15 protein-coding genes and 2 pseudogenes are annotated in these 17,978 nt (G+C 72.6%); 7 read left to right on the plus strand and 10 right to left on the minus strand.

Going from position 1 to position 17,978, the window contains the following annotated elements:
- Positions 1-83 precede the first annotated feature (83 nt).
- Both ACIRA5_RS51305 and ACIRA5_RS51310 read right to left on the minus strand, forming a co-directional pair.
- Positions 84-542 (minus strand): MarR family winged helix-turn-helix transcriptional regulator, encoded by a 459-nt coding sequence (locus tag ACIRA5_RS51305; RefSeq protein WP_403704945.1) that lies wholly within the window; start codon positions 540-542, stop codon positions 84-86.
- A gap of 36 nt (positions 543-578) precedes the next feature.
- Positions 579-1,835, minus strand: a complete 1,257-nt coding sequence (locus ACIRA5_RS51310) for a serine hydrolase domain-containing protein (protein ID WP_403704947.1) — start codon at positions 1,833-1,835, stop codon at positions 579-581.
- A 559-nt stretch (positions 1,836-2,394) separates the two neighbouring features.
- Between ACIRA5_RS51310 and ACIRA5_RS51315 the strand changes: the two genes are divergently transcribed.
- From ACIRA5_RS51315 to ACIRA5_RS51325, 3 genes and pseudogenes are all read left to right on the plus strand, one after another.
- Positions 2,395-2,856, plus strand: a complete 462-nt coding sequence (locus ACIRA5_RS51315; protein ID WP_403704950.1) for a hypothetical protein — start codon at positions 2,395-2,397, stop codon at positions 2,854-2,856.
- Complete coding sequence (locus ACIRA5_RS51320; protein ID WP_403704953.1) at positions 2,853-3,206, plus strand: hypothetical protein; 354 nt, start codon at positions 2,853-2,855, stop codon at positions 3,204-3,206. Before ACIRA5_RS51315 ends, ACIRA5_RS51320 begins: the two co-directional genes overlap by 4 nt.
- A gap of 9 nt (positions 3,207-3,215) precedes the next feature.
- A pseudogene (locus ACIRA5_RS51325) lies at positions 3,216-4,426 on the plus strand (RNA-guided endonuclease InsQ/TnpB family protein).
- Positions 4,427-4,455: 29 nt separating this feature from the next.
- Here ACIRA5_RS51325 and ACIRA5_RS51330 read toward each other — a convergent pair.
- Positions 4,456-4,686, minus strand: coding sequence for a response regulator transcription factor (locus ACIRA5_RS51330; protein WP_403704955.1), 231 nt, complete (start codon positions 4,684-4,686; stop codon positions 4,456-4,458).
- Between the two features lie 310 nt (positions 4,687-4,996).
- Here ACIRA5_RS51330 and ACIRA5_RS51335 point away from each other — a divergent pair, with 310 nt between their 5' ends.
- Together ACIRA5_RS51335 and ACIRA5_RS51340 are read left to right on the plus strand one after the other, a co-directional pair.
- On the plus strand, positions 4,997-7,582 hold the full coding sequence (locus ACIRA5_RS51335) for a SpoIIE family protein phosphatase (RefSeq protein ID WP_403704958.1): 2,586 nt from the start codon (positions 4,997-4,999) through the stop codon (positions 7,580-7,582).
- Positions 7,583-7,709: 127 nt separating this feature from the next.
- The gene (locus ACIRA5_RS51340; protein ID WP_403704961.1) at positions 7,710-7,985 is read left to right on the plus strand and encodes an alkyl sulfatase C-terminal domain-containing protein; all 276 of its coding nucleotides are present in this window, start codon (positions 7,710-7,712) and stop codon (positions 7,983-7,985) included.
- Between the two features lie 124 nt (positions 7,986-8,109).
- On the opposite strand, the gene ACIRA5_RS51345 is transcribed toward ACIRA5_RS51340, so the two are convergent.
- Complete coding sequence (locus ACIRA5_RS51345; RefSeq protein WP_403704964.1) at positions 8,110-9,345, minus strand: PP2C family protein-serine/threonine phosphatase; 1,236 nt, start codon at positions 9,343-9,345, stop codon at positions 8,110-8,112.
- 294 nt (positions 9,346-9,639) lie between these two features.
- Between ACIRA5_RS51345 and ACIRA5_RS51350 the strand changes: the two genes are divergently transcribed.
- Positions 9,640-9,981, plus strand: coding sequence for an amidohydrolase family protein (locus tag ACIRA5_RS51350; protein WP_403704967.1), 342 nt, complete (start codon positions 9,640-9,642; stop codon positions 9,979-9,981).
- 63 nt (positions 9,982-10,044) lie between these two features.
- On the opposite strand, the gene ACIRA5_RS51355 is transcribed toward ACIRA5_RS51350, so the two are convergent.
- The 6 genes and pseudogenes from ACIRA5_RS51355 to ACIRA5_RS51380 all read right to left on the minus strand — a co-directional run bounded on the left by ACIRA5_RS51355 (position 10,045) and on the right by ACIRA5_RS51380 (position 17,307).
- A complete protein-coding gene (locus ACIRA5_RS51355) occupies positions 10,045-10,626 on the minus strand; it encodes a hypothetical protein (protein WP_403704970.1) in 582 nt (193 codons plus the stop codon).
- A 158-nt stretch (positions 10,627-10,784) separates the two neighbouring features.
- The gene (locus ACIRA5_RS51360) at positions 10,785-11,249 is read right to left on the minus strand and encodes a DUF1153 domain-containing protein (protein WP_403704972.1); all 465 of its coding nucleotides are present in this window, start codon (positions 11,247-11,249) and stop codon (positions 10,785-10,787) included.
- 170 nt (positions 11,250-11,419) lie between these two features.
- Positions 11,420-12,016, minus strand: coding sequence for a hypothetical protein (locus tag ACIRA5_RS51365; protein ID WP_403704976.1), 597 nt, complete (start codon positions 12,014-12,016; stop codon positions 11,420-11,422).
- 1,123 nt (positions 12,017-13,139) lie between these two features.
- Positions 13,140-14,426, minus strand: a pseudogene (locus ACIRA5_RS51370) (DUF6777 domain-containing protein); the annotation flags it as partial.
- A gap of 248 nt (positions 14,427-14,674) precedes the next feature.
- Complete coding sequence (locus ACIRA5_RS51375; RefSeq protein WP_403704979.1) at positions 14,675-15,745, minus strand: serine/threonine-protein kinase; 1,071 nt, start codon at positions 15,743-15,745, stop codon at positions 14,675-14,677.
- Between the two features lie 218 nt (positions 15,746-15,963).
- Positions 15,964-17,307: an aminotransferase class V-fold PLP-dependent enzyme gene (locus ACIRA5_RS51380; protein ID WP_403704982.1), complete on the minus strand. Its 1,344-nt coding sequence runs from the start codon at positions 17,305-17,307 to the stop codon at positions 15,964-15,966.
- A 334-nt stretch (positions 17,308-17,641) separates the two neighbouring features.
- Between ACIRA5_RS51380 and ACIRA5_RS51385 the strand changes: the two genes are divergently transcribed.
- The coding region (locus ACIRA5_RS51385) for a hypothetical protein (protein WP_403704985.1) at positions 17,642-17,978 on the plus strand (337 nt) is incomplete at its 3' end.

The raw sequence follows: 17,978 nt of genomic DNA on the forward strand, positions 1-17,978 counted from the left end.
CATGATCCGCCGGACAGGCCCTAGCGAGTTGTCGCACCTGTGGGCCTGCGGAGCGGGGGCTGCGGCGGCGCGGCGCCCGGGGGTCAGGGGCGGGGGCGGGCGGGGGTGCGCGGGGAGAGGTGGCGAGCGAGTACGTCGAGGGCGTCGGTGACTTCTTCGAGCCGCTCGGGGGTGCTGTCACCGAGGGCGGCGGCGAGAGCGTCGTCGATGGTGGTGGCCCGGACCTCGGCGACGCGGCCGGAGAGCTGGGGGGCCTGGCGGACGAGGAGGCGGCGGCGGTCGGCGGGGTCGGGGGCGGTGACGACGGCGCCCGCTTCCTTGAGGCGGGCGACGGCGGTGGAGACCTGGCTCTGGGGCAGGCCGGTGCGGGCGGCGATCTCGCCGACGGCGCTGTCGGGGTGGGTGGCGAGGTCGCTGGCGACGATGAGGACGGACCGGGTGCTGCCGCCGTAGCGGGCGGCGCCTCCTTCGGGTTCCGGCATCGCGGTTTCGCCGATCTTCATCAGGGTGCGGCCGAGGAGGAACAGGTCGACTCCGTTCATGACCCCAGCACGCAGGCTCCGCCTCGCGCGGGGCGGTCAGCGGGCCGCGGGCTGGGCGGGGAGGTTGAAGACGTGGCCCGGGGAGACGATCTTCGTGATCGCCTCGCCGAAGAGGGTGCTGGGCTCCGCGCCGTTGTGGTCGATGTCGGTGTTCAGCAGGACGACGAGGGTCGCCTGCGCCGCGGGGAGATAGACCGTCAGGGATTCATAGCCGGGCAGGGAGCCGTTGTGCCCGATCCAGCCCTGGACGTCGAAGATGCCCAGGCCGTACCCGGCGCCCGGGATCGTGGTGGGAAGCGTGGCCAGCCGCTGCTTCTGCGTGGCCGGGCTGATCAGGGTGGTGCCGTCGGGCAGGACGCCGGTGGCCACCGTGCCCGCCCACCCGCGCAGGTCGTTCAGGCTGGAGATCATCGCGCCGGCCGCCCAGGCCCAGGACGGGTTCCAGCCGGCCGTGTCCTCGACCTTCCCGGTCGCGGTCTGGTCGGTGTAGCCCTGGGCGTGCGGGCTCGGGAAGGCGGCGTTGGTCGGGAAGAGGGTGTGGCGCAGGCCCGCCGGGGTGAGGACGTTGTCCTGGATGTAGTCCTGGACCGGCTTTCCACCGGCCTTCTCGACGGCCAGGCCGAGCAGGATGAGGTTGGTGTTGCAGTAGGAGAACTTCTGGCCCGGCGGGAACAGCACGGGGTGCGTGAAGGCGTAGGCGAGCAGCTGCCGGGGGGTGAAGGGCCGCTGCGGATCGGAGGTGAAGGCCTTGAAGAAGCCCGGGTCCTCGGTGTAGTTGAACAGGCCGCTGCGCATCCCGGCGAGCTCGCGCAGGGTGATCCTGTCCCCGTTCGGCACTCCGGCGACGTACCTGCCGATCGGGTCGTCCAGGCCCGCCTTGCCCTCGTCGACGAGTTTCAGCAGGGCCGTCACGGTGAACGTTTTGGTCTCGCTGCCGATCCGCGTGTACAGATCCGGCGACATCGGCCGGCCGCTGCTCTTGTCGGCGGCCCCGAACGACCTTATGTAGATGCCCTGGTGGGGTGTCCACAGGCCCACGGTCACGCCGGGCACGTTCGCCTCGCGCATGACCTGCTGCACGGTCCGGTCGAGCTGCCCGGTCACGGCGGGGGTGAGGGTGCGGACCTCGCCCGTCGGCGAGGCGGAGGGCGAAGGCGGCTGCGGGGCGGTGGCCGCGGTGCGCACGGACACCGGCGCCGCGAACGCGGCCGGGCCCGCGACCGCCACCGTCAACATCCCCACCGCCGTGGCGGTTACGGCTCCCCTGCGCAGCCGTCTGCACGCGTGCGTCATGGGCCCACTCCCAGCAGCCGAGGACGAAGCCCGCGAGCGTGGTGGACGAGAGCGCCGGACAGCTGCGCGACGAACCGCGGGGCACCGCCGTGCCGTGGACACCACCCTCAAGCTCCTGCCCCACCAGCATAGGAGCGCGGCCTTGCCCCCGCCCGTCGGGCGCGAGGGGTCCCGGACGGCGCGGTGAGGACCGTACGGCACCGGCCGGCCGGTGCGGTCCGGGCGGACGGCGTGGTCCGGACGGCGTGGCCCGGGCGGACAGGCTGGGCGGGCAACCGGCCTGCGGGCACGGCTTTGTGACGGGCCGTCAGCCATGACGGCCGCCAGCCGTGGCGGGCCGCGGGCCCGGCGGCGGCCGAGAAACGGGCAGGGCGGGACGGGACCGCGGTCCCTCGCGCCGGGCGGCCCGGTGCCGCCGTGCCGGCCGCCGGGCCGGGCCGGGCCCGTGCAACCGCCCGCCCTCACTTGATCGTCCCCGCCCCCGGGGAACCGTGACGGGAGGGGATCATGTGGTGCGGGATCACATACGTCCTGAGGACGAGGGCCGGGGGGAGATGACGTGAGCGTCCTGCTGTGTCTGCTGGCCGTCCTGGCCGCGGTCGTCTCCGGCGTGGTGTTCCTGGGCCGGGGACTGGCCTGTGTCTGGAGAGGCGGGCTCGCGCGCTCGCTGCGCGGTCTCGCGTACGTCGTCGCGGCGGGCGCGGCCGTGACGTACGCCTGGGGAATGCTGTACGTCGCGGGCGCGGCGCTGGACGCGGAGGACGGCGGGGCGGACTCGTCGCCCATCCGGCCGTGCCGCACGGGCGTGCAGGAACGCGACTACCGGATCGACGACTACCACGTCTGGTGGGTACCGGTCCGGTTCGTGTGCCATCGAAGCGACGGGACCACCTACGACCGGGAGGTCCCCGGATATGTGAACCCGGCGCTGGCCGGCCTCACGGTCAGCGCAGTGGCCCTGGCCGTATCCGCCCGGTCCGCATCCGCACGGTCCGTGGACGAGCGCGCGCGGAGGCCGTGAGCATGCTGGTGTTCTACGCCGTGCCGCTGGTCAGCCTCTTCCTGTGCGCGGCCGGATCGGTTGCGTACCTGCTGTGGGCGGCCCTGCGTCGTCCGTCCCGGCAGGTCCGCTGGGCCGTCATCGGCGCGGGTGTGGCGGTGCTCGGATACGCGGGTGCCGTGGCGTACGGGCTGGCCTTCACCGGATCCCTCCGAGGACGCCCCGGCCTTCAGGCCGGGGAGGAATCGGACTCCTGCGGGGCAGGGCAGAGGTGGCCGAATCGCCGGCAGGGCGATTCGGCGTCCATCCGCTACGGCGGTGAGGCAGTCCGCACCGGTCGGGAGGTCTCAACTGTCAGTTGTCCCGGATAGGTTGATGTCATGACGGCGATCACGCAGGAATCGGAAGGTGACGGGCACGCCCGCTACCCCTATCGCCTGCGTGTCTCCTCTGGCGCCCGCACGGCTCTTGAGGCGGAGTGGTCGCGCTGCAGGTGGTTGTGGAACGAATGCTGCGCCCGGTCGAAGAAAGCCCACCGGGACGGGGAGAAGTGCGGTCCGGCACGGCTGGACAGGATGCTGACGGAGGCCCGCACCGCAATGGTGTGGCTGCGTGAAGGCTCCTCGGTTCCTCAGCAGCAATTGATACGCGATTTCGCGAAGTCCCGGGCCAAAGCGCTCAAGGACATCAAGGCCCGGTTGCCGATGCGGCAGCGGGCCGGTATGCCCCGGTACAAGAAGAAGCACCAGGACGCCCCCAGCCTGAACTACACCCGGCGCGGCTTCCGCCTCAAAAACGGTCGTCTGCACCTGGCCGGGGCATCGCGGTGACGGTGGTGTGGTCGCGGGATTTGCCCAGACCTCCGTCCAGCGTCCGCGTGTACCGCGACAGCACCGGAGCGTGGTACGCGTCCTTTGTCGTCCCGGCCGTGACCGGGTCCCTGCCGGAGACCGGCGCGGTGATCGGTATCGACTGGGGCGTCAAGGAGACCGCGACCACCACCAGCGACGAGCACGACCTTCCCCACCCCCAGCATGGGAAGAACGCCGCCCAGCGCCTCGCCCACTACCAGCGGATGATGTCCCGCCGTCGTCCCCCGAAGGGCAGGGCTGCCTCGAAGGGCTACCGCACCGCGCAGGCCCAGGCCGCGAAGCTGCACAAGAAGGTGGCACGGCAGCGTCAGGACACCGCCCGCAAGTGGGCCAAGAAGGTCGTCCGCGACCATGACGCTGTGGCGGTCGAGGACTTCCGCCCCAAGTTCCTCGCGAAGTCCACCATGGCCCGCAAGGCCGCTGACGCCGCGATCGCAGCGACGAAGGCCGCGTTGGTCGAGATGGCCCGCAAGCACGGCCGGACCGTGCATCTGGTACACCCCGCGCACACCACGATGGACTGTGCGCAGTGCGGAGCGAGAACCAAGCACGCACTGCCTCTTTCCGAAAGGACGTATACCTGCACCGCGTGCGGAGTCGTGAGCCCTCGGGACAAGAACTCCGCCCGCGTGATGCTGGTCCGGGCTGGTCTCAACCCGGCTAGTGCTGATCGTGCAAGACCTGCACCCCCGCCGGGGGGGGCAGGCGACGTGAGCTAGGAATCCCCCCGCTCTAGCCGGGGGAGGCGTCAAAGGCCCAGGGAGATGGCCAGCCGGGTGAGTTCGGCGGTGCTGTTGATGTTGAGCTTGGCCCGGATACGGCGGAGGTAGGCGTCGACGGTGTGCTTGGAGAGCCCCATGTGGCGGGCCGTCTGCAGGTAGGTGCGCCCTGCGGCGATATGTCGCAGCGTCTCCTGCTCGCGGGGGGCCAGCGCGGGGACGGGGGTTTCGGCGTGCGACGTGGCGAGTGTGAGACTCATGGGATTTCCTCCGACGTGTCGGCTCGGTCGTCGCTGCTCACACCCTTGAAAGCAGGGGACATATGACCGAATAAGGCTTTTTGTCCGCTTTACATAAAGAGTGGCCGGGGGACTTCATGACGGTGTCCGCCGACTGTCACAGGCCTGTCACAGGCGATCCCCCGCGGGTTTGCCGCGGCGCGGCCACGGACGGGGCGGCGGGCCGCGGCCCCCGGTGACGTCGCCGGGTTGGTGCTCCGTGCCCCCCGGGATCATGCTTGTCAGGAGAGCCCCCGGCCGTGCAGGTTCCCGAAGGGCGAGATGAGCGGCGATGGAGCGACTTCCCACCCATCCTGGTGAGCGGCCACACGAGTCGGACACCTCCCCCGGTCCGGCCCGCACGGCCCCTCCCACTCCCCCTCCCACGGCCACCGCCGCCGTCGACGCGCGGGGCATCGTGACGGAGTGGAGCGAAGGCGCCCGGCAGTTGCTCGGCTACCCGCCCTCGGAGGTCGTGGGCCAGCCCGCCGCCCGTCTGCTCGCCGACGACGCCGGCACGGCCGGTGCGGCGGTGCTGCGGGAGGCGGCCGGACGGGAGCGGTGGAGCGGGACCGTGGCACTGCGGCACCGCGACGGCCGCCGGCTGCGGCGGGAACTGCTGGCGCACCGCCGTACGGCGGACGGCCCCGGCACCGAGTGGCTCGTGGTGTCCGCCGTGACCGGCACACCCGAGGGACAAACGCCCGCCGGCACACCCGAAGGAGAGACAGCCGGGGGCGGTACACCCGGGAACGAGACGGCCGGAAGCGGGGCGGCCGGAAGTGCGGCGGCCGGAAGCGGGGCGGCCGGGAGCGGGGCGGCGGGGAGTGGCCGGCTGGGGGAATGGGCATTTCGCCAGGCACCCTGTGTCCTGGCCGTCTTCGACGCGGACCTGCGGCTGGTGCGTGCCAACGCCGGTATGGAGCAGGTGCTGTCCCTCACCGAGGAGCAGATGCGGGGGCTGCGTCTGCCGGAGATCGTGCCGCATCCGGTGAGCGACGAGACCGAGGCGAAGATGCGCCGGGTACTGGAGGGCGGCGGCCCGCAGCATCTGCGGGCGGGCGCAGGCCCCGCGGGCACCGGGGCGGACGACGGCTGGTCGACCTCCCTCGTCCCGCTGAAGGACCCCGCCGGGCGCGTGCGCGCGGTGTGCCTGGCGGCGCACCAGCGGCTCCAGGAGCATCTCGCCCGGCAGCGGATGCTCCTGCTGAGCGAGGCCTCGGCCCGCATCGGCACCACCGCGGACAGCGGGCGCACCACGCAGGAACTGGCCGACATCGCCGTCCCCCGGCTCGCGGACTTCGCCGCCGTCGATCTGCTGGACGCCCCCCGGCACGGCGGCGAGCCCTCCCCCGCCGCCCCGGCCATGCCCCTCGCCGCGACCCGTACCGCGGTGCGCTCGGTCCTCGACGACGGCCCCACCGCCTCCGCGGCGGGCACGAAGACCCTCTACCCGGCCCTGTCACCGGTAGCCCGGTGCCTGACCCAGGGCCACGGCGCCCTGTACGACGCGGCCGACCCCGACCTCCTGCGGTGGACGCGGCAGGACCCGGGGGCCGCCCGGCTCCTGGGCGGCGGAACGCACTCGGTGATGGTGGTGCCGATGCGGGCCCACGGCGCCACGCTCGGCGTGGCCCTCTTCGGCCGGCACCGGCGCGCGGAGCCCTTCGAGGCGGACGACCTGTGGCTGGCGGAGGAACTCACCGCCAAGGCGGCCGTCAGCATCCACACCACCCGCCGCGACAGCCGGGAGCACACCAGCACCATGACCCTGCAGCGCAGCCTGCTCCCGCAGACGCTGCCCGACCAGGGGGCCCTGGACATCGCCACCCGCTATCTGCCCGCCGGCACCCGGGCCGGCGTGGGCGGCGACTGGTTCGACGTCATCCCGCTGTCCGGTGCGCGGGTGGCCCTGGTCGTGGGCGACGTGGTCGGCCACGGCATCCGCGCCTCCGCCACCATGGGCCGGCTGCGGACCGCGGTGCGCACCCTGGCCGACGTCGACCTGCCGCCCGACGAACTGCTCACCCACCTGGACGACCTCGTCCTGCACCTGTCCGCCGACGAGGGCCACGCGGACGGCGCCGCCGAGAGTGCCGGGGGCATCGGCACCACCTGTCTGTACGCGGTCTACGACCCGGTCTCGCGCCGCTGCGCCCTCGCCCGGGCCGGCCACCCGCCGCCCGCCGCGGTCACCCCGGACGGCGCCGTGCGCTTCCTCGACGTCCCGGCCGGCCCGCCGCTGGGCCTGGGCGGCCTGCCGTTCGAGACCTTCGAGACCGAACTGCCCGAGGGCAGCCTCCTGGCCCTCTACACCGACGGGCTGCTCGCCGCCCGCGACCACGACATCGACGAGGCGCTGGACAAGATGTTCGCCGCCCTCGCCCGCCCCGCGAAGACCCTCGACACGGTCTGCGACAGAGTCCTCACCGCCATGCTGACCCACCGTCCCGACGACGACATCGCCCTGCTCGTCGCCCGCACCCGGGCCCTGCACGCCGACCGGGTCGCCGCCTGGGACCTGGCCTCCGACCCGGCCGTCGTCGCCCGGGCCCGCAAGCACGCCACCGAGCAGCTGACCGCCTGGGGGCTGGACGACGCCGCCTTCATCACCGAACTGACGGTCAGTGAACTGGTCACCAACGCCATCCGCTACGGCCGGCCGCCCATCCAGCTGCGGCTGATCCACGAGGAATCCACGCTGACCTGCGAGGTCTTCGACTCCAGCAGCACCGCCCCGCACATGCGGCGCGCCCGGACCTTCGACGAGGGCGGGCGGGGCCTGCTGCTGGTCGGCCAGCTCGCCCGGCGCTGGGGCACCCGGCACGCTCTCACCGGCAAGACCGTCTGGGCCGAGCAGTCCCTCTCCCCCGGCTGACCGCCCGCGGCCCCGGAAACGGGGCGCTCGTGCTGCGGCGCCGGCCGGCTGCCGGCCCGGCGGTGATGATGCCCGCCCCCCGTGCCGAGAGGAGCGGGCCGATGTCACAGCGGGATGCCTCCACGCGGTGTATGAGTTCCGCAGCGACGACGAGCTGTTCCACGCCCGGATCGATGACGGGGCGATCGAGGCGCTGCACGGACCGGCCCAGCACCCGGACGCGACCATCACGATCAGCCAGGAGGCATTCCTCCGCCTGACCGGCCAGAGCCTGACGCTCGCCGAGGCGATCGAGAACGGTGCCGCGTCGGTATCCGGCGACGGGGAGGCTCTGCGCCGGCTGAGGGGCCTGTTCCGCCTGCCGCCCCCACATGCCCGCACAGCGGTCCAGACCTCGTTCTGACCGGGAATCACCACGCCTCGACGCGGGATCCCCCACCGCCAGAAGCCGCGGTTCAGCGGGGCACGGCATTTCTGCCGGTTGCCCGGAGGCGGGGGCCGGGACGGCATGATCCGCCGGACAGGCCCTATAGGCGCACGACGACCAGGGCGACGTCGTCGCGTCCGCCGCTGCTGACACCGAGGCGGGCGAGCAGCGTGTCGGCCAGGCGTTCGGGAGCAAGACGGGTGTGGCGGGTGAGCGTGTCGGTGAGCCGGCGCAGGCCGGCGTCGATGTCCTCCCCCCGGCGTTCGACCAGCCCGTCGGTGTAGAGCACGAGGGTGTCTCCCGGGGTGTAGGGCAGCTCGGCCTGGGGGCGGGACACATGGCGGGGGCGGGCGCCCAGCGGGGGGTCGGTGGCCTGGTCGAGCAGGCCGAAGGAGCTGTCGGGATGCACCAGGACGGGCGGGAGATGACCGGCGCTGCTGTAGCGGACGCGGTGAACCCGGTTGTCGATGACGGCCTCGGCCACGGTGGTGGCCAGCGCCCCTTCCACCGAGCGGGCGTACAGGCCCAGCACCTCCAGCGCTCTGGCCGGCTCGTGCAGGGCGCGGACCGCCGCGGACAGGGCGCTGCGGAGCATGCCCATCGTCGCGGCGGCCTCCAGGCCGTGCCCGACGACGTCACCGACGGCCACGGCGAACCCGCCGGGCAGATCGACCACGTCGTACCAGTCGCCGCACACGTTCAGGGACCCGGCGGCGGGCAGGTAGCGCACCGCGATGTCCTGGTGGCCCGCCAAGTCGGGCGAGTGCAGCATGGCCTCCTGCAGGGTGACGGCGACCTGGCGTTCCCGGGCGTGCGCCTTGCGCAGTTCCTCGTTCAGCTGCTGCAGTGCGCGCGCCCGCGCATACAGCTCGGCCTCCATCGCCTGCCGCTCGCCCAGCACGCTGATTCGCTGCGCGCGCAGGGGACGGGACAGGACGAACTCGGTCACGTCCTCCACCCGGTGGATGATCCACTCCACCTGTCCGTCCGGCCCGAGCACCGGGGTGTTGATCGGCGACCACCAGCGCTCCTCGAACTCGCCCGGACGGCCGGTGACGGGGATGTCGTACTTCTGCACCGCCATGGTGTCCGGTTCCTTCGAGCGCAGCACCCGGTGCAGGGAGGCGCTCAGATTCCGCACCCCGTCGGCGCCCGGGTCCGCGGGATTGTCGGGGAAGGCGTCGAAGAGGTACCGCCCGACCAGTTCCGTCCTGGGGCGGCCGGTCGCCAGGAGGTAGGCCCGGTTGACATCCACGATCACCAGGTCGGGGCCCAGCACCAGGTACGGGCTGGGGGTGGCGGCGAACAGCGCCCGGTAGTCGATCCGCTCCCTCACCACGCGCGCTCCCTACCACCCCCGACGTCACACGGTCCTCACCCCCGCCCATGAATCCACTCGACCACGACACGGGGCCGTCCGCGCTGCGGGAACTCCCGGCCCGGATCCGCCGCCGGCTGGACCGCGCCGCTGGGCGGGCGTTCCATCGGAGGGTCGCTCCTTTACGTATCGACGTGCACGCCTACGTATCGACGTGCACGCCGTGACCTGGATGGTCGGGGCGCCGGTCGAGGACACGGTGGCGGTCATGCATCTGATCCTCGCCGGGATCCCCGCCCGCTCCGCGGATGCGTGTCCTGGCCTCACCCCTGGGAGGGGCACTGCCGCTGCTGCCGCGCCAGGCTCGACGACCACCTGGCCTTCGAGTCCCCCCGAACGCCCGAGCGAACCTCGATCGCCGCCCGCCGCCTCTGGTACGACACGGTCAGCCATGTGCATCCGCCGGCACTGGCCGCCGCGGCGGCGTCCTTCGGGGCGGACCGCCTCGTCCTGGGCACGGACTTCCCCCACGAGGACGGAGAGGTCTTCCTGCGGGCTGTGGACCACATCGCCGGCTCGGGGCTCACCCCGGAGGAAGCCACGATGATCCTCGACACCAACGCGGCGAACCTGCTCAGCCTGTCCGCACCCTGACCCCGCGGGCGCAACCAGCTCCCACCGCGCCGCGGGCCGGCCCCCTCTGGGGGCGGGCGGACGTCAGCCGGCGCCGCCGGTGCCGCCGCGGCCGCCCGTGCCGCCGCTCTCACAGCCGAGCCCGAGGCAGATCCCGCCGGTGCCGCCCTTGCCGCCGCGGCCGCCGTCGCCGGTGCCCACCGCGGCGCCGCCCGTGCCGCCGGTGCCGCCGTTGGCGCTGCCGCCGCAGATCCCGGCGCAGATCCCGCCCTTGCCGCCGATACCGCCCTCGCGGCCCGGCGCGCCGGTCGTGCCGGTGCCGCCGTTGGCGCTGCCGTTGCACAGCCCGGCGCAGATCCCGCCCTCGCCGCCGTTGCTCCCGTTGACGGTCCCGTTGCAGTTGCCCGCACACACCTGGTCGCCGATCCGCACGTTGTCGTCGCCCACCTTGATGGTGCCGAACTGACCACTGCCGAACTGGCCGCTGGTGAACTGGCCGCCGCCCGGCCGGGCGCCGTCGGCGGGGAGCTGCCGGGCGGCGGCCACCGCCGTATGGCTCTGCGGCACCGGCGCGGCCATCGCGGCCGGCGCCAGCGCGCCGGCCGCCACACCGGCGGTCAGGGCGGTCGAGACCGTGAGACCGAGACGGACCTTCCAAGAACGCATACGCATGACATTCCTCTTCCCAAAGAATTATTTTCCGTACCGCGGTTTCCGCTGTATCGAATAAACCCGATCAAGGGCCTCGTCGTCACGGCCCGGGAATTCGGGGCTTGACAGGAACGCCCCGGCCCGCACCGGGCCGGGGCGTCGGAGAAAGTTCCTCAGGAGCCGAAGAGGGAATTCAAACCCATCAGCGCGGCCCAGTCCCCGTCGCGGAACTGCTTGTCCCAGGTGTCGAACTCCTTCTCGGAGATCTTGTACTTCTTGGCGACGTCGGCCTTCTTCGCCTGCCCGGACTCCACGGTCAGCACGATCCGTATCTTGTCCACGCCCGTGAGCTCCGACTTGGGCTTGTCGGGCAGGTCGTCGAACTTGAAGCAGCCGAACTGGCCGGGCTTGCCGGGCTCCCCCGGCTGACCGGGCTCACCGCCCTTGCCGCCTTCCCCTCCCTTTCCGCCTTCCCCTCCCTTCCCGCCATGGCCGCAGTGGGACGGGTCGGCCGGGGCCATCTGGCTGGTGCCTGTGGTCGCACCCGGCGCCGCCTGGGCTGCGCACGCGGTGCCGGTGGCGAGGGCCACCGAGGCCACCGCCAGGACGAGCGGACGCTGCCAGCGAGTTCTGGACATGGGGGTTCTCCGTTTTCCTTGAGCAAAGTTGTGGTTCTGCGGGCGCAGCGCCGGCCGTCCGGCTCCGCGTCCTGGTCAATGGGGGTGCGGGGGGTGAGGGGGTGCGGGGGGTGAGGGGTCCAGGTGGGGCGGAGGCTGTGCGGGCCTCCGCCCCGCGCGGGGCGAAACGGTCAGAAGATGCTGCCGCCGCCGGCGCCACCGCCGCCGCCCAGGCCGCCGAAGAGGACGCCCAGGCCGCCCGCGCCGCCCTTGCCGCCGCTGCCGCCCTGGAAGACACCGAAGCCGCCGTTGCCGCCCTTGCCTCCGTTGCCGCCCTTGAGGATGCCGTCGCCGCCGGAGCCGCCGGAGCCGGCGCTGCCGCCGAACAGACCGGTGCCACCGTCGCCGCCCTTGCCTCCGTTGCCGCCGATGACACCGTCGCCGCCGCCACCACCGCCGCCGCCACCGCCGCCGGACAGGATGCCGTCGCCTCCGTTGCCGCCCTTGCCTCCGTCGCCGCCGACGCCCAGGACGCTGCCGCCGCCGGAGCCGCCGGAGCCTCCGCCGCCGCCGATGAAGCCGCCGCCTCCGGCACCGCCGTCACCGCCTGCGCCACCGCCGTGGACGAAGCTCACGACATGCGCGGCAGGCATCGGGGCGGCCATCGCGGCGGACGCCGGAAGGACGATGCCCCCGGTGATCACCGCGGCCGAGGCGGCGAGTGTCGCGAGGCGGAAGCCCCGGCGCTTGGAACGGGCATCGCTGTGGGTGTGAAAAATACGGGTCATGGGTTTTCTCCTACCGATTAAGGGGACTCTTCTGCCCGCCCCGGAAATTCGGGACGACAGCCGGCGGACCGTTTTACCGGGACCGCCACACCGGGATAATTCGCGGTTTCGGTGAAAGAGAAAACCCTCTGCCGAAGATTTCCGTCCTACCGTCCTGCCTCATTTGTTTTCCGGATTTCCTCTCCGGTGAGGCCCGCACTTCAAGTAGGCCCCACGGGCACCGCACGGTCACGTTCCGAGGAGTCGTGACTTGACCCAGCGGGACGAGTCGGGTAAAGCACGCAAAAACAAGCCGCACGGTGGTCCTGGGACACCGTGCGGCGTATGTGCGCCAGCGCTGCTAGGACCCCTCGGGGCCGGGCGGTTGCTGCTGTTGCTGCTGTCCTGTGTCGGCGGGCGGGGGTCCGGAATTCTGGGGCGCGGATGTCTTTGGCTCGGGCTGCGAGGAGGGCGGCTCGGAGGACGGGGCCTGCGGCTTCGAGGACTCCTTGGACGGCGATGACGACGGCCGGGAGGAGCCTGGTGACGACGGAGAGGACGGCTTGCCCGACTCCGACGAGGACTTGTCCTTCGACGGTGACGACTCCTTGCCGGACTTCGACGACTCGGAGGGCTTGGAGGGCTTGCCCGACTCCGACGGCTTCGACGGCTTACCCGACTCCGACGGCTTGGAGGACTTGCCCGACTTGGACGGCTTACCCGACTCCGAGGACTTCGACGGCTTACCCGACTCCGACGGCTTGGAGGACTTGCCTGACTCGGACGGCTTGGAGGACTTGCCCGACTTGGACGGCTTACCCGACTCGGAGGGCTTCGACGACTTGCCCGACTCCGACGAGGACTTGTCCTTCGACGGTGACGACTCCTTGCCGGACTTCAACGACTCGGAGGGCTTGGAGGGCTTGGAGGGCTTGGAGGGCTTGGAGGGCTTGCCCGACTCCGAAGACTTGCCCGACTCCGACGGCTTCGACGACTTACCCGACTCGGACGGCTTGGAGGACTTGCCCGACTTGGACGGCTTACCCGACTCCGAGGACTTCGACGGCTTACCCGACTCCGACGAGGACTTGTCCTTCGACGGTGACGACTCCTTGCCGGACTTCGACGACTCGGAGGGCTTGGAGGGCTTGCCCGACTCCGAAGACTTGCCCGACTCCGACGGCTTCGACGGCTTACCCGACTCCGACGGCTTCGACGGCTTACCCGACTCGGAGGACTTCGACGACTTGCCCGACTCGGACGGCTTACCCGACTCGGAGGACTTCGACGGCTTACCCGACTCCGAAGACTTGCCCGACTCCGACGGCTTGCCCGACTCCGACGGCTTGGACGGGTTGCCCGGTCCCTGCGAGGTGTTGCCGTTCGAGGGTGTCTGTTCCCTGCCCGGCGTGGACGGCTTCGGTGACGGCGGGGGCGGCGGCGGGGGCGGTGTCGTCTTCTTGTCGTGCTCGCCGCGGTGGTCGCCCTGCTTCCGGGTGAACCATTCGCCCTTCTTCTGGTCCGCCACGACGAACTTCTTCACCGGGCGGGGCGCCGGTGCGACGACGACCACGTGCGAGGACCGGTAGCCGGACCACGACTGGCCCACCGGCCTGGGGGCGGCACTCTGCTGCGCGGCCGGCGGTGTCAGCGGATTCCCGCAGGCGCAGCGCACCCGCGGTACCCCGCGGTCGTCGACCAGGACGGCGGTCCCCGCCTGCAGCACGGCCTGATAGCTGGTGGCAGAACCGTTGCGGTAGCCGTGGTTGGTGACCCGGGTGTCCGCCCGTAGCCGTACGGGGGTGAGGGTGCGCAGATAGCCGGGGACGGCGGAGGGCTGGATGCCCAGCACCGAGGCGAAGGCCGCGTTCTTCGACGGGTGCGCCTTGAGAGCGGTGATCTGCTTCTCCACGTCGCAGCTGGCGACGTTGCGTGTCCCGCCGTAGAGGCCGGGGGCGTCACCGCTCACGCTCCGTACCGCGGTGCCCGTGCCCGTGGCCGTGGCCGTGGAGGGCAGCGAGGGTGTCGCCGTCGGCGCGGTGCTCTCCTTCGCGGTCGACTCCGTGAACGGGTCCGCGCCCGTGCTCCCGGCGGACTGCAGGAAGACCTCTCCCCGCTGCTGGTTCGAGGTGTCGTCGGAGCGGGTGAACACGAGGATCAGGGCCACCGCGGCCACGATCGCGGTGGCGACCACGGCCACCCGGGGAGCGGACTTCCACCACGGGTGGTGCGGGCCCTCGTCGCCGCCCCGGCCCCCGCCGCCGGGTCCGCCGGGCGGTCCGGCCGGCGGACCCGACCGCCCGCCGCCGGGGCGGGTCTCGGCTTCCGGGGGTAGGGGCCGGTCCGGCTGGGAAGGCCCCGCCAGCGGCCCCGACGGAGGGCCTTTGGGACGGTCGGACGACGGTTGGGACGACGACGGTTCGATGCTCACGAGCTCCACTCCCGGCATCGGGGCCTGCGGCACACAGGCCAGCGGCACAGCCTCAGGAAACCCGCAACACAACCTCCTGCCGTCGGCCCCGCGCCCGCCCCCTCACCCTCCGGCCGTCGGTTCCTCTTCACACCATTGTGTGCGGCCGTCCCGCACACCTCGCAAGCCGACGGCCCCGCACCCCGGCAGGAGCGGGCAGGGCCGGACCGGGGCGTACGGCGTGCCCCGACCGGGTGTACGGCGTGCGGCTATCCGGGCGTACGGCCGAAGACCGGCCGGGCCCACCGCGGCGGATCCGGCACCGGTTCGGGCACCGGCTCCGGATCGGGCACCGGCTCCGGATCGGGTGCCCGCGCGGGTTCGGCGACCGCGGGGACCACCTGGGTCGGCGTGTGCACGTCCTTGCCGACAGCGGCAGCGGCAGCGGCGTCCGCGCCGCTCGCGGCGGCCCGCAGTGCCGCCACGAACTCCAGGCAGGAGTCGTAACGGTCCTCGGGGACCTTCGCCAGGGCCTTGGCCAGCACGCCGTCCAGCGCCGGCGGGATGCCCGGCCGTTGCCCGCTCAGGGGCGGCGGCTGGTCGTACTGGTGCGCCCACAGCAGTGCCATGTCGTCGTCCCGCTGGAAGGGCGGGCCGCCCGCGAGGGTTTCGTAGACGACGCAGGCGAAGCCGTACAGGTCGCACCGGCCGTCCACCGGGCGGCCCGAGATCTGCTCCGGGGCCACGTAGTCGAGCGTGCCGACGAACTCGCCGACGGTCGTGAACCCGGTCAGCGACAGCGACTTCTTCGTCAGCCCGAAATCCGTGAGGTAGACGTACTCGGGATGATCACTGTCCGTACCCCGGGCCACCAGGATGTTGCCGGGCTTGACGTCCCGGTGCACCAGGTCGTGTTCATGGGCCGCGTCCAGCGCCGACGCCACCTGCCCGGCGATCCGCAGCGCGGTCGTCACCGGCAGCGGGCCGTCCCGGTCGAGCAGGGCCCGCAGATCCAGCCCCGAGACGTACCGCATGGCGATGTACAGGACACCGTCCGTCTCACCGGCCTCGAAGACCGGCACGATGTGCGGATGGTCGATGGCGGCGGCCACCAGCGACTCGTGCGTGAAGCGGCGCCGGAAGGTGTCGTTGCGGGCCAGTTCCGGGGCGAGCAGTTTCAGCGCGACCGTACGGTCCAGACGCAGGTCCTTGGCGCAGTACACGACGGCCATGCCCCCGCGGCCGATCTCGCGCTCCACCCGGTAGCCCGCGATCTGCGCCCCGATCAGGCCCGAGGCCCGGCCGGAGTACAGCTCCATGCCCCCCGACGCCGCACCCATCACACACCACCGCCGGCCCACCGTGCGAGCGCCCCGGGACAACCCCCCGCGCCACCGGAACCGACTCCCGGAGCAGGTCCCGGCGCAGCCGTGTGGACGGGCCGCTCACCCATGCCCGAATTCTATCCAGCGCTTTCTCCAAGCGCTTGATCACGGCCGGTCCGCAGACGGGCGTCCCGGACGCATCCTTCGGGTTCGGATTCGGGGTCAGGCCGGGGTCAGGGCGTGGGGCACAGGGTCAGGTGGCGGCGGGCGGACGGCCGGGGCCGGGGCCCCGCGGGCGGGACCGGGGCCGGGGCGGAGGCGAGGGCAGGAGTGGCGGCGGGAGGGAGGGTGCGGGCGGGGCGGGGGCGTTGCGCACCGGCGGTCTCCTCGCGGACGACTTCCCGCAGGGCGCGGCCGAAGCGGGCGATGTCCTGGGGGGTGGTGTCGGGGCCGAGGGAGGCGCGCAGGGCGGTGGTGGCGCCGGAGCGGGGCAGGTGGAGCGGGGTTTCCTGCGCGACCGTCTTCCACAGGACGACGCCGCGGGCCGCCAGCCGGCGGCGGACGAGCGCGGCGGGCAGGTCGCGGTGGCGGAAGGCGAGGATGGCGGACTGGACCCGGCCGGGGGTGATCAGTTCGGTGCCGGGGCACTCCTCGACGGCGGCGCGCAGGGCGGGCAGGAGCCCCTGCCCGGCCAGGCCGTCGGGCCCGTCGGGGGTGGCCGTGGCGGTGTGGTGGGCCAGGGCGGCGTTCAGGCCCGCGACGGCCGCGTTCGGCGGCAGGGGGCGGTGGGCGGCGGCGTCCTCGAACGCGGCACGCAGCCGGGGCGCCAGGAAGGCGAACCCGACGGCGTACGGGCCGCGCAGGAACCGCCAGCCGTCCCCCGTGAGCAGCTGGCAGCCGATGCGGCCGGCATCCACGGGGAGCTGGCCGACAGAGTAGGAGGCGTCGACGGCGTACACGCACCGGTACGGGGCGAGGATCTGCCCGATCTCCTCGACCGGGTTGACGATTCCGCAGCCGGAGGGGACGTGGACGACCGAGACGAGCGCGACGTCGTCGTCGATGTGCCGGGCCATCCACTCCAGGTCCAGGTCCCCGTCCTCGCGCAGCGGGACGACCTCCACCGTGCAGCGGGTGCGGTCGCGCAGGGCGTAGAGGGCGGTCAGGCGGGCGGCGCTCTCGTAGGGGGTCGTCCAGACGCGCTCGCCGCGGCCGGGGGCGAGTCGGGAGACCAGTGCGTCGAAGGCGCCGGCGGCGTCCGTGACAACGGCGGTGTCGGCGGCCGGGACGCCGAGCAGCGTGCCGAGACGCTCGTGGACCTCGGTGCGCAGGACGTCCTCGAGGTCCTCCTCGAGCTCGTGCGGGCCGTAGCGGTCCTCGCGGCTCGCGCAGTCGGCGACGAGTGCGCGGACGGCGGCGGGCATGGCGCCCCAGCCCGCCGTGTCCAGGTGGACCGTCCGGCCCTCCTGGTCCGCGGGCTCCGTGCGGTCCGTGCGGTCCGTGCCGTACGTGCCGTACGCGTGGTCCGTGCCGTACGTGTGGTCCCTGTGGTCCGTGGATGACGGCGTCGCGTTCATTTCCGGGGCCTCCCCCCGCTGTCGCCAAATATTGCCAACTTGCTTGGCAATAGATTGCCTACCGTGAGGTCGTGATGGCAACGGGGGCTCCGGCGGCGCTCTAGCGGAGGGGCCGCGAAAGTGCTGTTCAACCCCCTCGGGTCCGGCTCCGCACGATCCACGGAGCGGGGTGTTTGACAAACTTTGCCAGGCATCTGTGCAGGCGGTACGGCGTCTCTCGCCGGCCTCCAGCCCATCTCCAGCGAATACCGAGCAGATCCCGAGGAGGCGTTGCCAAGCTTCTTGGCAAGAAGTTACCAACGCAGATTCGCTTCATTGCCACGGAGGAGCTGTCATGAAGAACCTCGTCGCCCGCCTCGCCGTCACCGCCGCCACCGCCGCCGTCGCCTCCGCCGTACTCACCGCCGGCGGCATCAGCACCGCCGCGGACGGCATCGGCTGGCCCAAGGCGGCGAGCACCACGACCGCCGCCTCCGCGCAGGGCAACATCGGCTGGCCCAAGGCCACCGTCGTCTCGGCAAACGGCGACATCGGCTGGCCCAAGGCCACCGCCACCACCCTCTCCGCCACCGACGACATCGGCTGGCCCAAGGCCACCGTCGTCTCGGCAAACGGCGACATCGGCTGGCCCAAGGCCACCGCCACCACCCTCTCCGCCACCGACGACATCG

Origin of the sequence: Streptomyces sp. NPDC096311 (assembly GCF_044763085.1) — a bacterium.
Classification (GTDB): domain Bacteria; phylum Actinomycetota; class Actinomycetes; order Streptomycetales; family Streptomycetaceae; genus Streptomyces.

Bases quoted from the DNA above. Each gene is read 5' to 3' on its own strand.
- ACIRA5_RS51305 (WP_403704945.1), bottom strand. From the start codon at position 542: ATGAACGGAGTCGACCTGTTCCTCCTCGGCCGCACCCTGATGAAGATC.
- ACIRA5_RS51310 (WP_403704947.1), bottom strand. From the start codon at position 1,835: ATGACGCACGCGTGCAGACGGCTGCGCAGGGGAGCCGTAACCGCCACG.
- ACIRA5_RS51330 (WP_403704955.1), bottom strand. From the start codon at position 4,686: ATGAGTCTCACACTCGCCACGTCGCACGCCGAAACCCCCGTCCCCGCG.
- ACIRA5_RS51335 (WP_403704958.1), top strand. From the start codon at position 4,997: ATGGAGCGACTTCCCACCCATCCTGGTGAGCGGCCACACGAGTCGGAC.
- ACIRA5_RS51355 (WP_403704970.1), bottom strand. From the start codon at position 10,626: ATGCGTTCTTGGAAGGTCCGTCTCGGTCTCACGGTCTCGACCGCCCTG.
- ACIRA5_RS51360 (WP_403704972.1), bottom strand. From the start codon at position 11,249: ATGTCCAGAACTCGCTGGCAGCGTCCGCTCGTCCTGGCGGTGGCCTCG.
- ACIRA5_RS51365 (WP_403704976.1), bottom strand. From the start codon at position 12,016: ATGACCCGTATTTTTCACACCCACAGCGATGCCCGTTCCAAGCGCCGG.
- ACIRA5_RS51375 (WP_403704979.1), bottom strand. From the start codon at position 15,745: ATGGGTGCGGCGTCGGGGGGCATGGAGCTGTACTCCGGCCGGGCCTCG.
- ACIRA5_RS51380 (WP_403704982.1), bottom strand. From the start codon at position 17,307: ATGAACGCGACGCCGTCATCCACGGACCACAGGGACCACACGTACGGC.